The following is a 15,861-nucleotide window of genomic DNA, read 5'->3' as shown; positions in this document are numbered from 1 at the left end:
ACCTTCTTTGACACCATCATCATCTGTACTATGACGGGCCTTGCCTTGATCCTGACTGGCGCATGGCAAAGTGATTTTGCTGGTGCGGCCATGACCACTCACGCCTTTGCCGTCGGACTTAACGCCGACACGCTAGGTCCATTGCTCGTCTCCATTGGCCTGATTTTCTTCGCCTTTACGACTATTTTGGGCTGGAACTACTACGGCGAACGTTGCGTTGTGTTCTTACTAGGTACTAAGGCTGTACTGCCTTACAAAGTCATCTTTGTCGCTCTGGTCGCTTCTGGTGCGTTCCTTCACCTCGATATGATTTGGATCATCGCCGACATCGTCAACGGACTCATGGCCATTCCTAACCTTATCGGCTTGATTGCGTTGCGCCACATTGTGGTCGAAGAGACTAAACTGTACTTTGCTGCGCTGTCGGTGGGTAGCAGTGCCAAAACCACCGCGTAAGACGACCGTGTAAGGTGACGTGATCAAAAAGCCCGCGCTCTAGCAAGCGCGGGCTTTTTCATTTCTAATCCACTGTGATTTCTAATACATTGTGTATAGATTAAACTCTCTTTAAATCTGCGGTTTTTCAATCATCAGTTTAACACCAAGCGCAATAAGAACCGCGCCGGTGGTCCCTTCCATCCAGCGATTAAAACGCGCACTGCGAAGCAGAGATTTAGCCCGAGTCAGCACGCCCGCCAGTCCACACTGCCATACCATCGCAATCACAAAATGGATCGCAGCCATCACACATGACTGCACAAACGCAGAACCCTCTGGATTGATGAACTGAGGTAAAAACGCCAGATAAAACACCGCCGTTTTAGGGTTCAGCACGTTCGACAAGAAGCCTTCTCGCAGTGAGCGCCACGCCGTGGCTTTGGTGTGCGCCACCGTTTGCACCGCGATCCCCGCATCCAATTGGCCATTGAACAGCCCCTTAATGGACATTACACCTAGCCAAATCAAATAGGCCGCGCCGACCATTTTCACCGCACTAAATAGCTCAGCCGATTGCGCCAAGACCGCCGAGATACCAATCGCAGAAAAGGTGGCATGGACAAACAAGCCCGAGCAAATCCCCAAACTGGTTAATACACCATCGGAAAAGCCGCCACGCGACGAGTTACGAATCACAAGCGCAGTATCGAGTCCGGGGGTTAACGTCAAAATGGTGATGGCGACCAAAAACGCTTCCATATTGTTGATCATTGCAGGTCCTTATTATTGGGGAGCAAAGGCTCCAGTCAGCGCGAGATATAACCAGGTCATCTCAGGAAAGATCGCCATCTTATAGCAAGGCCGTCAAAATAGGCAATGATTATGCTTCTTGCTGCAATTATTGAACGCAAACCCCTTGGTCAATCCTGAGGAGGTTGTTAAGATTTTGGTTTTCCCAGTCACCTAAGGTGTGGTCATGAGCGCATTCGACAAACTCAAACAGCATTCCCAAAAAATTTCTCGTTTTAATCACTTAGCGGCCATCTGTGGATGGGACCAAGCGGCAGTGATGCCGAGCGGAGGGAATCAAGCTCGCTCAGAGGCAATGGCCGAGCTATCCGTGCATATTCATCAATTGCATACCCAGCCACAGCTCGCGGATTGGTTTGCCGAAGCAGAAACAGAAACGCTCAGCGTTGAAGAGAGCGCCACACTGCGAGAGCTTAAACGCCAGTGGCAACAAGCCAATTTGCTGCCTGAAGCACTGGTACAAGCCAAATCCCTAGCGGGCTCGAAATGTGAACACGCTTGGCGTACCCAGCGTGGCCAAAACGACTGGATCGGGTTTGAGAAAAACTGGGCAGAAGTCGTTAAACTTTCGAAAGAAGAGGCGCAAATTCGTGCCGATGCCAACGGATCGACACCGTATGATGCGATGCTCGACATTTACGAGCCGGACACCACGTCAGCGTCACTCGATACGCTGTTTGCCGACGTAAAAAGCTGGCTACCTGCCTTGATCGATGAGGTGATCGAAAAGCAGTCTTCTGAGCACTACCTCACCCCAACAGGCCATTTTCCCACCGAGCAACAAAAAGCGCTCGGGCTGGATGTGATGAAACTACTGCAATTCGATTTCGATCATGGCCGATTGGATGAGAGCGTCCACCCTTTTTGTGGTGGCGTACCGCAAGATGTGCGAATTACCACCCGCTACGATGAAAACGAATTTGTACAATCGCTCATGGGCATCGTTCACGAGACAGGCCACGCCCGTTATGAGCAAGGTTTACCCAAAGCACTAGCAGGATTGCCGTCAGGCGAAGCTCGCTCAATGGGTATTCATGAGTCTCAATCACTGTTTTTCGAAATGCAAGTGGGCCGCAGTGATGCGTTTATTGCCCATCTATCGCGACTTGCCACCCAACACTTCTCCGGACACGATACGTCGCTTTTTAGTCAAGCGAACTTTCAAAAGCTTTATACTCGCGTCAAAAAAGACTTTATCCGTGTTGATGCCGACGAGCTCACCTATCCGGCTCACGTCATTTTACGCTATGAGATCGAGCGTGATTTGATCAATGGTGATATTTCCCACCAAGATGTTCCCGAGCTCTGGGACACCAAAATGCGCCAGTATCTCGGTCTCTCTACCGCCGGTAATTTCAAAAATGGCTGCATGCAAGACATTCACTGGACGGATGGCGCCTTCGGCTACTTCCCATCATACACCTTAGGGGCCATGTACGCGGCGCAGTTTATGGCAGCGATGAAGAAAACCGTGGATGTGGATGAAGCTATTCACTCTGGTGATCTCACGCCTATTTTTGCTTGGCTGGGCGATAACATCTGGAGCAAGGGCAGCTTACTGACAACCGATGAGCTGGTTAAATCGGCAACAAGCGAAGTGTTGAACGCTCAGTTCTTCCAAAATCACCTGAGAAGTCGATACCTGTAGATAGTACTCACGTAAAATGAAACGCCGTCACAGGGTTTACCCTGTGACGGCGTTTTTGTGTGCTCTTTACGCTTTAAGATGTTGCTCAAAAAATTCCAATGTTCGCTGCCAAGCAAGCTCGGCCTCTTTTTCGGCGTAACGTCCGGTGGAGTCATTGTGAAATCCGTGATTCACGCCCTCGTAAACGTAGGCTTGATAGTTCGCCCCATTGGCCTTAAGCGCTTTCTCGTACTCCGGCCAAGTGGCGTTGACACGCTCATCAAGACCCGCGAACTGAATCATCAACGGCCCTTTCACCTTCGGGATCAAAGATTCCGCTGCAGGTGTACCATAAAAAGGCACCCCTGCATCCAACTGCTCAGGAATGGTCGCAGCCAGCATATTGACTATGTAGCCGCCAAAACAAAAACCGACCGCCCCTAATTTTCCGTTACTTAGCTCATGCGATTTCAAAAAGCTCGCAGCGGCTAGGAAGTCCGCTTCAATCTTCTCTCTATCTAGACTCTTTTGCATCGCGCGGCCTTCATCGTCATTTCCTGGATAACCGCCCAACGGATAGAGTGCATCGGGGGCAAAGGCGATAAAACCTTTCGCGGCTAATCTTCGCGCGACGTCTTCAATGTAAGGGTTAAGCCCACGGTTTTCATGCACAACCAGTACGACAGGCGCGGTGCCTACCAACTCTCGTGGCACGACCAAATACCCTTGCCCTTCACCGTGACCATTCGGTGAATCAAACTTGACGTAGCTGGCTTTGATTGCGGGATCGTTAAACGACACCTGCTCTGCCAGTGCATAGTTCGGTGTCAGTGCTGACGTTAAGACTGACATCGTAAAGCCTAATGCGACAAGACCAGAGAGACGTCTCATGAATTCTCGTCTGTCTATCAATCCATGTGCGTATTCGTCGTACCAATCAAATGCTTCTTGCGGAATTGCTTTAGGCGCCATAGGCGCTGTGACCTTTTCACCGATGATGTTTGACATCCTTATCTTCCTCATTGACTGTTATTACTTGAAGCGATAGTTACTTGAAGCAATAGTTATTTGATAACGTTCGTCATTTGAAACGATCGTTCAAGAAGTAAGATAGTCGCGATTGGACAAAAACGAGTGTTATTTACATAAATTTACACAGTAGACGCGACTGGTATCGCAGCCAAGCTCGTCACGTTTTTACCTTGGAACTTAGACTGGTATAAGGCTTCATCAGCATAGGTGAGCAAGTCATTGAGCAAATCCTCTGAATGCAACTGCGGACCCACGCTACTGACAATCCCAAACGAGCAGGAAGCGTGAAAGCGCCCCCCATCTTGCCCAAATTCCGTCTGAGCAATACGTTGGCGAATTCTCTCGACAATGGCCACGGCTTCTTCGTCATTTGATAAACCAGACAGCAGTATCACGAACTCATCACCTCCAAAACGCGCAAAACAGTCTGTCGGTCTGATCGTATATCGAGTAATACGGGCGATGTCCTTAAGTAGCCCATCACCACTCGTATGCCCATAATGATCATTGATCGCCTTGAAATCATCGATATCAAAGATACAGAGATAAAAACGATGGTCGCTCGCCCGTCGACTGCGTGAAACTTCATCAGCCAAACGAATTTCAAAATAACTACGCGAATACGCTTGTGTTAGATGGTCAAACATCAGACGGGTGCTAAGCTCTTGACGCTCACTGTATAACTCGTCGATATGGAGGACCAATATCCACGTAATACAGCAAGTCAGCAGAAACGAGCCTATCCAAGTCAAGGGTGGCATATCGAGCACTTCTATCGCGGTCAGCGTATCACTGACGCCAGTGCACATCCAAATCGCACTGGCGGCCAACAACATTCTCAATGTGCGCAAATCGTCCTCTTGTCGCTTAGCCCTTTGCCTTAGGTAAACACGAAATAGAACGATCATACAATACATCGCCAGCAGTAATATCCACGCACCCCAAAGCTCAAACAGAGGACCAAACACTAGTCCGGTGTAGTAACTGGATGTCACGTAAAATTGGTTGTCCAGAAAGTATGGACTCGGAACCACAGCCATCAATGAAAACAGACCACATATCGCGTAGGCAATCTTCAATGGGGTCGGAGCCTTATAGTCAAAGAAAGCGATGTAAAAATGCAGACCGAGTACAATCGTAAACATTGAAGTCACGATGGCGACTCGGTTAAAAATATTCAGCAGAACCAGGCTGTCGCTAACGTTCAGCATAATGCCAAACGCACCAAGGAACAGTCCGCTAGCTAAAGCGGTTAAGGAAAATATTCGATAGTAATGAACATTTTCCTCGTAACGAGATTGAAGCCGGTTATACAGCATCACAAAAAAGAAGCTCAGCACTAAACTGATGCTTGATGCGATAAACATAGGCAATGAGGTAAGTAGCACGATGCCTTCCTTTTAAGACCCAGGATGTCCCTGTATGAAAACGCTAAGTCCAAACCTAGCAATCGCTACCTCTACACTCAAGAAATATTCATCTTTTCAATCACTTTTTGGCATATTTCAACGTGACGTCACATTTGAGACAGGTTTCACATTTATGCTGTACAACGTCCACCACTGCAATCGCCAAACCTCGGCTCCTAGGCTTACGCCTCCGCCAACTGAGTCAGTAGCTCATCACGGCGCAACTCTAGGATTTCATCAATAAGCTGCTCTTTCGCACGGAGACCAAAATGATCGGCGTAATTTTTCACCTTAGAAATCTCTTCAGGTTGAAGTTGATACACCTCGCGTTTGAGGCGTTGCATCGCTTCACTCTTGATACAACCTTGCTGCTGAAGCAACTTGATGATTTCCATGTCGGCTGGGTGTGGTGTTCTTGGCATAACGGTTTCTTATATTTTTCGGATTGACGTTGTTAGTCACTGCTCGTTGGCAGTGTTAAATTTTGCAGAAAGCGTAGTCTCTGATTGTTACAATTAAATTTAAACCAATAGAAAGTTAAAAATTCCAGATCAAAGTCAACGTTCTGTGCTGAGTGTCCCTTCACGTCGGTACTCATAGGTATCCGCAAAGCGTGACAAAATCCAATCCCCAGCCGTGATCAAAGGGTAGCCACCCTGCCCTTGTTTTTCAGCTAGGCAGGATTTTAGCGTCGTGACTGGGGTATCAAAATCTGGCTCGACGAAAAATGGCATGGAAAAACGCGTCTTACCGTTGCTCGGACTCGCGACTCGATGCTTAGTGGAGCGATAAATATCATTCGTCCAGCGCTGCATTAAATCGCCAATATTCACGACATAGCTTCCCTCGACGGGCGTGGCGTCTATCCATTGATTTTGCTTATTCAGCACCTGTAAGCCGCCGCTCGCATCTTGGTAGAGTAATGTGATACAGCCGTAATCCGTGTGGGCTCCCGCCCCATTTCCCACCGTGTTGGTTGAAGGTTCTTGACTTGGGTAGTGCAACATACGCAACACAGAGATAGTTAACGTAAAATATTGGGTAAAGAAATCTTCTGGCTCATTCAGTGCAATTGCCATCGCTTTCAGTAACTTAAGGCCGACATCTAACGTAAGGCTGTAATGCTGATTCATCGCCTGGGTAAAGCCTTCAATCGAGGGGTATTGGTTGGGGCCATAGAGCTTTGGACAACGCGCAACTTGCGAATGATAGGGTGAAAGGTCAAGCGCCATATCAAACGACTCTTTGCAATCCAACTCACCGAGTGGATCGAGTTTCTCGGCGCTCAAACGCCCCCAACCACGGTGATTCATACTGTGCTCAATCGATATCGCTTGTTTCTCCTCTTGCGGTAGGGAAAACAGAGAGCGTGCATAGTGTTCAATCTGATTAAATTGAGTTTGAGGAATACCATGTCCTACTACATAAAAAAAGCCGAGCTCTCGGCAGGCTTGATCAATCTGATCAATAACTGGGCCCCAGTCGCGGCGATCATCAGAATTGAGCGGAGAAATATCGATAATAGGAAGTGACATGAATGCTCCTTGCAGTGTGTCATTGACTCTGCAAGGAGTGAGCAAAAAGCTGACCAACAAGCCAACTTTTATTTATCCAATATTATCAATCGCTTAAACTAAAGCGAAAGAGAAACCAAATGATATTTGCCCCACAAACTGCCGAATAGGATTGTGTTTGCACCAAAGTGAGGAAACATATAGCGAGCCGACATCAATCGATGAATCGCTCTTTAATCTCCAGAATATTCGGTAACTGGTCCATAAATACGGGCACCAATTGTGGATCAAAATGTTTTCCGGCTTGCTCTTGAATTAGGGCAACAGCATCACTGACCGGCCAAGCTTTCTTGTATGGGCGTTCACTGGTCAGGGCATCAAACACATCCGCAATTGCCGCTAGGCGTCCTTCGATCGGAATCGCTTCACCGCTTAATCCCTGAGGGTATCCGGTTCCATCCCATTTTTCATGGTGGTTAAGCGCAATACTTTGAGCGAGGGCGATAAGCGGAGAGCGCGGGTTTTCCAAGATTCGTACCCCTGCTTCCACATGCGTCTGCATCAACGAAAACTCTTCTGGTTCCAATCGACCCGGCTTGAGCAAAATACGATCTGGAATCGCGATTTTTCCAATGTCGTGCATCGATGCCGCCATGCGCAGTTCGTCTGCCGCTTCTTCATCAAAACCGATCGCAAGCGCCAGAGTTTTCACATAATGACTCATGCGCAGTACATGCATCCCGGTCTCATTGTCTCGGTATTCAGCGGCGCGGCCTAAGCGCTGAATTAAGTCAATTTGCGTCGCTTTGAGTACATCAATTTTGACCATAGATAACTGCGTTTTAACTCGAGCACGCACAATGGCAGGGACAATAGGCTTAACAATGTAATCGACTCCGCCGAGGTTAAAACCGGTCTCCTCATCAATGCTGTCACTGAGCGCGGTGACAAAAATGATCGGTATCATTGCCGTATCGGGGTTCGCTTTCAGTTGCTGACAAAGCTCAAACCCTGTCATCTCAGGCATCATCACATCAAGCAAAATAAGGTCAAACTTCTCTTGCTCGAGCAAACTTAATGCGTCTTTGGCACTGCGAGCAAAGGAGAGCCTATAATCGCTGTGCAGTACTTGTTTCATCACTTTCAAGTTCGCGGGTTCATCGTCCACGACCAATAATCTTGGCACCGAACGCATCACTGGGTTATGACGTGTGAGGGGCTCTGGCGTTAATGTTGTCATCGTCACAGCGTTCCTTATTCAGCTAGGTAGGTTAACGCCAAGTCGATATGCTCGCTGGCTTTGGAAAATTCAAACTCGTCGATCGCGTTCATGGCATCGATGATCGGCTTTTGCAGTTTGTCTGGCGCGCGACTGCGAAGGGTTTCACCAATATCCTCACGCAACTCGCCACTGTGGGTCGCCGCTCGCCACTCTGTTAATAGACGCTCAATCTCATCGGCATGCAACGCGTCATCGAGCGTTATTTCTTTAACTTGGGTATCGGTTTGACTCAGTGCAATGCGACTATCGAGCTCCTGCTTGACCTTATGCCAACATAGCGACAGATCGCCAATCAATGGCAGCGCCTTCGCGTGATCTTGCTGTATAGCGGCGTGCTCTATCTGGGCAAAGAGTTGGTGCAGCGCCATTAAAGCCAAGTTGCCACACACGCCTTTGAGTGCATGGGCTTGCGAACGCACAGCCCGCCAGTCTTGGTTTTGCAGTGACTGCGCCAAGGCACTCGGAAGCCCCTCATGCTTGTCCAGCATCTTGCCAAGCTCCGCTAAGTAGAGCGCCTCATCCACCCAAAGTGTCAGCGCTTTCTGCCAATGAATCATCGCCTGATCACGGCTCTCTTTGCCAGACGGCTCTGCGGGCGACGATGGGATACTGACCTGTGATTCAACCTTTAACACGCGCGCCATTTCTGCGCTCAAACGGTTAAAATCAACCGGCTTATTGGCAAAGCCGTTCATTCCCGCTTCTTGCGCTTGGCGTTTGTCTTCGGTCAAGACACTGGCAGTCAGAGCAATAATCGCGACAGGGGGTTTGTCTTGCTCGCGTTCCCATTGACGAATCTGACGGCTGGCTTGTAGGCCATCGAGGCGCGGCATTTGTAAGTCCATCAATATCAAATCAATCTCGTGCGTTTGGTATTGCTGGACCGCTTCAACACCATCGCGCGCGACCCATACTTGATGACCCGCTCGTTCAAGAAGCAGAGAAAGCAGCGTCACGTTTTGTTCAATATCGTCACAGACTAACACTCGCTGGCTTGGCAGCTTCACTTGCGAGTGAACGTCCGCGCGCGGCAGCCGTTCACTTTTGGGCAGGGGCAGTTCGAAGTAGAAGCAGCTTCCTTTTCCGAGTTCACTGGTGGCATGAATCTCTCCACCCATTAGTTCAACCAACTGCTTGGAAATACTGGTCCCTAACCCCGTACCACCGAAACGACGGCTCATGGAAGCATCGGCTTGCGTAAAAGGATCAAAAATCGCCTCAACCCGGTCAGGCGCAATGCCGATACCGGTATCAATCACGCTAAAACGCATCACATCGCTCAGCTCAGTGGGCGCGATGTTAAGCGTGACGCTCCCCTCTTCGGTAAACTTGATGCCATTACCCACTAAATTCATCAGTACTTGGCGGATGCGGTCTTCTGCGCCGAAGACAATAGCTGGCACGCGATCATCAATATGTAGGTTGAGCTCAATGCCTTTGTTTTTCGCATTAAGCCATAACGTAGAGATGACGCCATCGACACAATCCGCAAGATGAAACACCACAGGTTCGACTTCGAGCTTGCTTTTTTCCAACTTAGCGCTGTCGAGAATATCATTGAGAAGATGAAGCAAAGAGCGAGACGCGTTGGATATGGTTTCCAGGTGACGTCTATCCTCGCTACCCATTGGTGATTCGAGCAAAATATTGGTAAAACCGATGATCGCGTTCATGGGCGTGCGGATTTCGTGACTCATATTAGCCAAGAATGCAGCTTTGGTTTCGACCGCTTCTTCGGCAATGCGTTTCGCATTTAACAGTTCAGACTCCATCTCTTTGCGATTGGTGATGTTGATCATCACACCATCAATCCACAATATGGTGCCGTCTTCATCGCGCACTACCATGCCGTTTTCAAGCACCCATACGGGTTGACCGGCTTTATCAATCAACTGATATTCGACAGCATAGGTTTGCTTGTTGCTGGGCAAGGCGGCGATCGTGTCACGCACCGATTGCTCGTCCTCTTCAACAATCAGTGAAGCTAAGCTTATGTTTCCTTCAAGGAACTCCTCCGATCGATAGCCACAGAGCTCCACGATGGCATCACTGAGGAAAATCGGACTCCATTTTGGGTCAAAACAGCGTCGAAAAGCCGCGCCGGGGATATTACGCATCAAAGAGGTTAATCGCTCTTGGCTATCACGCAGCTTGACTTCCATCGCTTTACGTTCAGAAATGTCCGCGATAAAGCCCACAAATAATGTATCACCATGCGCTAGGTGGACTTTCCCTACACCAAGGCGCACTGGAAATTGATGGCCCTTTTTGTGCTGTGCATAAACTTCGCGCGGCGCACCAATGATTTTGTTCTCGCCCGTTCTGAGGTAATTAGCCAAATAACCATCGTGTGCCTGCTTGTGGGGGGCTGGCATTAATTTGGAAATGTTTTGCCCGAGCAATTCATGCTCTTGCCAACCGAAAATTCGGCTTGCGGCAAAGTTCACACCTTGAATGACGCCTTTCGCATCGATGGTAATCACCCCGTCCGTCGCGGTATCGAGGATTGCTTGCAATCGAGATTCGCTGGCAGTTTTCTCGGTTAATAACTGTCGGTAGCGCAGCTGTGAACTGACGTTCACCGCTAAGGTGGAAATAAGCAAAGTCGCAATGGAAACGGCGATGGCGATAAAAGACTGTTCGTGTAAATCCTGCGGGGCCATCATCATAGAATGAGGTTCGAGCATAATGAAGCGCGCCGCTTCCATGCCGGTGTAATGCATACCTGAAATGGCGCATCCCATGATCGCAGCGCTAACCAAGTTGATATGAAATGAACGCATGGTAGGGAAATGATGCTTAAGTAAGCGGCGCGCAGAGAGTGCGACGATGGCCAATCCGACCGCGACAACAATCGACAGACCAAACCAATACGGGTCATAGCGCAGCATGGCCCCCATTTCCATGGCTTCCATTCCGATATAGTGCATGGCACCAATACCCGCGCCTACCACCACACCATTGCGCAGAATAAGCCGATAAGAATCACGCTGGTTGATCAACGATCGCAGTACCAAATAACTGGCTAACACCGCAGGAAGAAGCGATATCAATGTGAGTAAGGTGTCATAACTCATGTGATGAGGCATCTGAAAGGCGAGCATGCCGACAAAGTGCATACTCCAAATCCCCCCCGCCATAATGAAAGCACCAGAAATCAACGCCACCTGCTTATGTGATGGCGTAACGATGTGACGAGCGGCAGCGGCGAGTCTCAGTGCAAAGAATGACGCCATCATCGCAAGAAAGATGGAGACAACAACCAACCAAGGAACGTAGGTTCCTGTCATCAACGTATATGAGCCAACTTCTGTTATGAATAACCTATCGAGCATGAGGGAAATCACCCACTTTTTGTAATGATATTTTTATCAACTATTGGATGCATAAGGTACTATTTGTATTAATAAATGTGTAGGCATTTATAACCCTTAATTATTAGTGGAATCTCGCTGATCTAAAAACTTGACAGCTATTTCAATCACTTTTGTTTATTTTCCGATCTTTACACTCCCCCTAAAACGCAAAAAAGCCGCAGAATTCTGCGGCTTTTTGATGACCAAAAGGTCAAATTTAAGAGCTATTCGCTGACAAACTGCTGCTGTGGCGCGCGCGATGCGTTGACCAAGAGCACACCAACGGTCAGAACCATGGTGCCACACAAGATGAAGAGAAGGCGTCCAGTGAATTCATTTGGAATCAATGCCATCGCAAGAATACCTAGACCAGCAACACTGATCAGTTTGCCCAGCATGCCACGTTGCTTAGTATCGAGGTTCTGCTGTTCTTCTGAGTTAGCCACCACAGGCGTATTCCAGTTTTCGAACAGTTTTTCTACTTCCGCTTCACGCTCTGGCGAACGTCCTTTGTACACCAAGGTTGTCGCTAAGAAGAAGCCACCAGTGAACACTACGTGCGCCGCAAGGCTCAGTGCCACTTTCAAGTCCGCCCATTCACGACCAGTCAATGCTTGTTCCATACCGAACCAGTTCTCGATATGTTCTGCTTTTAGCGAGATACCAAAGTAGTAAGAGACGAAGCCACCGACCACTAGCGTTGCCCAACCAGCCCAGTCTGGCGTCTTGCGAACCCACATACCCAGTAGTACTGGGATCAACATTGGGAATCCGATCAGAGCGCCCACGTTAAGTACGATGTCAAATAGGCTTAGGTGACGAAGTGAGTTGATAAACAGACCAATGCCGATGATGACAAAGCCCATCACAATAGTGGTCACTTTACTTACCACAACCAACTCTTTCTGAGACGCATGAGGGCGCATAATTGGGCTGTAGAAGTTCATCACGAAGATACCCGCGTTACGGTTCAGACCTGAGTCCATTGAAGACATGGTCGCCGCAAACATTGCTGACATTAGTAGACCCACCATACCTGCAGGCATTACGTTTTGTACGAATGCTAGGTAAGCTGCATCGCCACCTACGCTACCGTATTGGTCAGCGAAGTCCGGCATGAACGCCGCTACGTACCAAGAAGGTAGGAACCAAATCAGTGGACCAACAATCATAAGTACACAAGCAAGACCTGCTGCTTTGCGAGCGTTGTCACTGTCTTTTGCACATAGGTAGCGGTATGCATTGATACTGTTGTTCATTACACCAAACTGCTTGATGAAGATGAATACCACCCAAAGCACAAAGATGCTCATGTAGTTTAGGTTGTTACCAACAAAGAAGTCGCCTTCGAAGTTAGACACGATGTTCGTTAGACCACCACCGTGGAAGTATGCCGCTACCGCACAGGTAATGGTTACCGCCATGATAACGAGCATCTGCATGAAGTCAGAGGCTACGACCGCCCAAGAGCCGCCTGTCACCGCCATCAGCATGAGAACCAGACCCGTCACAACGATCGTGGCTTCCATCGGGATGTTGAAGACAGCGGCTACGAAGATAGCAAGACCATTCAGCCAAATACCTGCTGAAATTAAGCTATCTGGCATACCTGCCCATGTGAAGAACTGCTCTGACGTCTTACCGAAGCGCTGACGAATGGCTTCAATTGCCGTAACAACACGAAGTTGACGGAACTTTGGCGCAAAATAGATGTAGTTCATGAAATAGCCAAACGCGTTGGCAAGGAATAGGATAACAACGACGAAACCGTCGCTGAACGCGCGTCCTGCGGCTCCTGTGAACGTCCATGCTGAAAACTGCGTCATGAAGGCGGTAGCTCCTACCATCCACCATAACATCTTACCGCCCCCTCGAAAGTAGTCGCTGGTTGAGGTGGTGAACTTACGGAACATCCACCCAATCGCGACTAAAAAGAAGAAATAGGCAAGAACAACAAGAGTATCAATGGTCATTTTTTCAGCCTTAAAATTAATAACATTAGCTTGTGACAAGCATACCCGAACATAAATCCATTTGTACTACAATATGCCTTTTGTGTGATCTAAAACAGATTTGATCGCACACTTTATTTGCAAGCGAATATTTAGTTTCATACATAAACAAGATGCAGAGCACAGATACATAGCGAAGAATGATACAAAGGTACTACTTCGAGTACTCCCGACAACGACACTCCAAAAAGTCATACAATTAAAAATAAAAAACCCAGCTTACGCTGGGTTTTTTTTACTACTTACACACTATACTAAGACAGCGAGATTTCAACAGTCTCACCATCAACGGTAAGAATCAGCGACTGCCCTTCTAGCTTATGAGAGACTTCCACTTGCTCACCGGCGTTCTTGTTTGGCACAAGAAGCGTTAGGATGTTGTGCTGTTTTGATGGTTTGAACTGCACTTCAACGTGACGGTGAATTTCAAGATCTTGGTACTCGTATGGGTCAACTTCGCCGAAGCCTTCAACGTTCTTAACAGATTCAATGTTGTCAGCAGACTCGTTGATGAAGTTCACGTCTAGGTGCGCTACTTCGCCACGGATAGTGAATGACTTGTCAGCCACTTCATTCGCGAATGTTGTGTGCATTAGCCAAGTCATGTCTTTCTCTTCAGAAAGAGCAGCCTTGTCTTGCATTACGAATACTTTACCCTTCACAAACCAGATCTTACGCTTGTAAGACTCGATTTCTGGAACGAAGTATTTGTAAGATGCTGTCGCATCACCTTCAACCATCTTGATTTCAGATTCAGTATCGAAGTCAGTGATGTTACCGCCCGCTTCAATACAGAAACGATCTTGGTGACCGTCAAAGCCGGTGTTCTTGTTCTCACCGTACTGACCTTTACCACCGAATAGAGGAAGGTTCTTAGAGAAGGTTTGACGACGCCATTTAGTGTGCATGTCTACACCGAAACCACCGTAGTAGCCAGTGATAGCAGCTAGCGTTTCACCGAATGCGTGCAGAGTGAACGCGTTTTGGTCACCGTGTGAGTGAGAGATAGAGCCAAATGGTGAACACTTGAAGACCATGTGGATGTGGTTATCACGCTCAGTCATCTTGTTGTGGAATGCCGCCCAACCTGTGATTGGGAATACTTTCAACAGTGGATCGTTTGACGGTGCTTTCTCTTCTGGCGCATCCCAAAGGATGTTGAAGCGTAGGTCGTCGTAGCCGAAGTCCCACCAACCGAAGTTGTAGAATTTCGTGTGAGCTTCAGTATCACGGCCTTTAAGCTGGTTGTAGTACCAAACGTATTCAGGCTTCTGGTTAACACCTGCGTAGTGCTTGATGTTGTAAGCCAGTTTTAGACCTGGGAAGTCACCAATTGATGACTGGTCACAGAAGCTCGCGCGCTTAGAGTGAACAGGCATACAGTATAGTGGGAAGTCACCAGTGTTTTCGTAGAATGTCTTGTTGAACATATCTACGCCACAGTAGGCTTTCAATAGGTCGAATGCTTCGCCTAGGAATGCAGTTTGCGTGTTCCAGTAGTCAGGACCTTCAGCCCAACCGCCGTCTTCACCGCCCCAAGGTGGGTAGTGTACTGCGTAGTATTCCAGAGCGTATGCGATGTACTCGCCTGCTTTCGGGTGATCGTGGTAAAGCGCGATACACGTTGGGATAATAGCAGAAGAGATTGAACGTACACCGTGGCTGTTTAGAGGGTTGTTCAGTAGATCAACTGTCACGCGTAGGTGGTGCATGATTTCGTCAAGACGCTCGATTAGTGCATCTTGAACTTGCTGACGCTCTTCATCAGTGAAGTAAGCGTGTAGCCAGTCGTAACCCCAAGCCATGGCTGCGATTACACGGAAAGCGGCTTCGTCGTTGTAACCACGAGAAGTGACGCCTTCTGGATCGTAAGTCGAGAGCTTTAGAGTCCAAGCTTTTGCTTTGGCGATGAGCTCTTCGTCTTCTTTCACGATACCAGCGATGGCAAGGTTACGTGTCGCGTTAAGCGCCATTTGGCAATCAACGTACATTTGACGCCAGTAAGGACGCCATAGAGAAGCTTTGCCTACCGTCTCTTCTGGGTAAGGTTGAGGCTCTTCAAATGGTGCGGTATCTAGGAACTTAACCGTTGAGTTGTTGTAGAAGTCATCGAACATGCAGTGAGATTCATCTGCGCGTACCGCGGCTTTAAACGCGTCTAGGTCCGCAGATTGAACAAGAAGACGCGGACGCGCTTCGCTTAGGTTGTCCAGGAACGACAAATCAAAATCGCGCTTTTGTACTTCGATTGGGAGTAGATCGACAAGGTTACCTGCTGAAGTGTCATTTTCCAGCTTCATCTTCCTGATCGCATCAAGAGATTTTTGGTTGCTCATGTTAACTCTCTTTGTAGTGAGGGTTTGAAGGGTATGGGCAATAAT

The 15,861-nt window shown here is 48.3% G+C and carries 11 protein-coding genes; 2 read left to right on the top strand and 9 right to left on the bottom strand.

Annotated elements, in window-relative coordinates; translation table 11 throughout:
- On the top strand, nt 1–456 hold a 456-nt coding region (locus AC6R1O_RS19315), incomplete at its 5' end, for an alanine:cation symporter family protein (RefSeq protein WP_500657645.1).
- Between the two features lie 111 nt (nt 457–567).
- Here AC6R1O_RS19315 and AC6R1O_RS19310 read toward each other — a convergent pair.
- Nucleotides 568–1,209, bottom strand: coding sequence for a LysE family translocator (locus AC6R1O_RS19310; protein ID WP_500628425.1), 642 nt, complete (start codon nt 1,207–1,209; stop codon nt 568–570).
- A 205-nt stretch (nt 1,210–1,414) separates the two neighbouring features.
- On the opposite strand from AC6R1O_RS19310, the gene AC6R1O_RS19305 reads away from it, so the two are divergent.
- A complete protein-coding gene (locus tag AC6R1O_RS19305) occupies nt 1,415–2,896 on the top strand; it encodes a carboxypeptidase M32 (protein WP_500632437.1) in 1,482 nt (493 codons plus the stop codon).
- Nucleotides 2,897–2,962: 66 nt separating this feature from the next.
- Here the strand turns inward: AC6R1O_RS19305 and AC6R1O_RS19300 are convergent, their stop codons facing one another.
- The 8 genes from AC6R1O_RS19300 to AC6R1O_RS19265 form a co-directional block, all read right to left on the bottom strand.
- Nucleotides 2,963–3,883: a dienelactone hydrolase family protein gene (locus tag AC6R1O_RS19300; RefSeq protein ID WP_500632438.1), complete on the bottom strand. Its 921-nt coding sequence runs from the start codon at nt 3,881–3,883 to the stop codon at nt 2,963–2,965.
- 143 nt (nt 3,884–4,026) lie between these two features.
- Nucleotides 4,027–5,295, bottom strand: coding sequence for a GGDEF domain-containing protein (locus tag AC6R1O_RS19295; protein ID WP_500632439.1), 1,269 nt, complete (start codon nt 5,293–5,295; stop codon nt 4,027–4,029).
- 203 nt (nt 5,296–5,498) lie between these two features.
- Nucleotides 5,499–5,738 (bottom strand): hypothetical protein, encoded by a 240-nt coding sequence (locus AC6R1O_RS19290; RefSeq protein ID WP_487902401.1) that lies wholly within the window; start codon nt 5,736–5,738, stop codon nt 5,499–5,501.
- Nucleotides 5,739–5,873: 135 nt separating this feature from the next.
- Nucleotides 5,874–6,851: an isopenicillin N synthase family dioxygenase gene (locus tag AC6R1O_RS19285; RefSeq protein WP_500632440.1), complete on the bottom strand. Its 978-nt coding sequence runs from the start codon at nt 6,849–6,851 to the stop codon at nt 5,874–5,876.
- Between the two features lie 193 nt (nt 6,852–7,044).
- Entirely contained in the window at nt 7,045–8,070 is a 1,026-nt protein-coding gene (locus AC6R1O_RS19280; RefSeq protein WP_500632441.1) for an HD domain-containing phosphohydrolase, read from the bottom strand.
- Nucleotides 8,071–8,084: 14 nt separating this feature from the next.
- A complete protein-coding gene (locus AC6R1O_RS19275; protein WP_500632442.1) occupies nt 8,085–11,402 on the bottom strand; it encodes an MHYT domain-containing protein in 3,318 nt (1,105 codons plus the stop codon).
- A 290-nt stretch (nt 11,403–11,692) separates the two neighbouring features.
- Complete coding sequence (locus AC6R1O_RS19270; protein ID WP_500631554.1) at nt 11,693–13,441, bottom strand: sodium:solute symporter family protein; 1,749 nt, start codon at nt 13,439–13,441, stop codon at nt 11,693–11,695.
- Nucleotides 13,442–13,734: 293 nt separating this feature from the next.
- Nucleotides 13,735–15,816, bottom strand: a complete 2,082-nt coding sequence (locus AC6R1O_RS19265) for a DUF4962 domain-containing protein (RefSeq protein WP_500637483.1) — start codon at nt 15,814–15,816, stop codon at nt 13,735–13,737.
- Nucleotides 15,817–15,861: the final 45 nt, after the last annotated feature.

It is taken from the genome of Vibrio sp. R11-SG3-ISO3-SZ (genome assembly GCF_059834345.1).
Note: the sequence above shows the minus strand (reverse complement) of the source record. Positions and strands in the feature narration are given on the sequence as shown.

What these genes read in the sequence shown, in the direction of transcription:
- AC6R1O_RS19310 (WP_500628425.1), bottom strand. Translation starts at nt 1,209, where the DNA reads ATGATCAACAATATGGAAGCGTTTTTGGTCGCCATCACCATTTTGACG.
- AC6R1O_RS19305 (WP_500632437.1), top strand. Translation starts at nt 1,415, where the DNA reads ATGAGCGCATTCGACAAACTCAAACAGCATTCCCAAAAAATTTCTCGT.
- AC6R1O_RS19300 (WP_500632438.1), bottom strand. Translation starts at nt 3,883, where the DNA reads ATGTCAAACATCATCGGTGAAAAGGTCACAGCGCCTATGGCGCCTAAA.
- AC6R1O_RS19290 (WP_487902401.1), bottom strand. Translation starts at nt 5,738, where the DNA reads ATGCCAAGAACACCACACCCAGCCGACATGGAAATCATCAAGTTGCTT.
- AC6R1O_RS19285 (WP_500632440.1), bottom strand. Translation starts at nt 6,851, where the DNA reads ATGTCACTTCCTATTATCGATATTTCTCCGCTCAATTCTGATGATCGC.
- AC6R1O_RS19280 (WP_500632441.1), bottom strand. Translation starts at nt 8,070, where the DNA reads ATGACAACATTAACGCCAGAGCCCCTCACACGTCATAACCCAGTGATG.
- AC6R1O_RS19275 (WP_500632442.1), bottom strand. Translation starts at nt 11,402, where the DNA reads ATGACAGGAACCTACGTTCCTTGGTTGGTTGTTGTCTCCATCTTTCTT.
- AC6R1O_RS19270 (WP_500631554.1), bottom strand. Translation starts at nt 13,441, where the DNA reads ATGACCATTGATACTCTTGTTGTTCTTGCCTATTTCTTCTTTTTAGTC.
- AC6R1O_RS19265 (WP_500637483.1), bottom strand. Translation starts at nt 15,816, where the DNA reads ATGAGCAACCAAAAATCTCTTGATGCGATCAGGAAGATGAAGCTGGAA.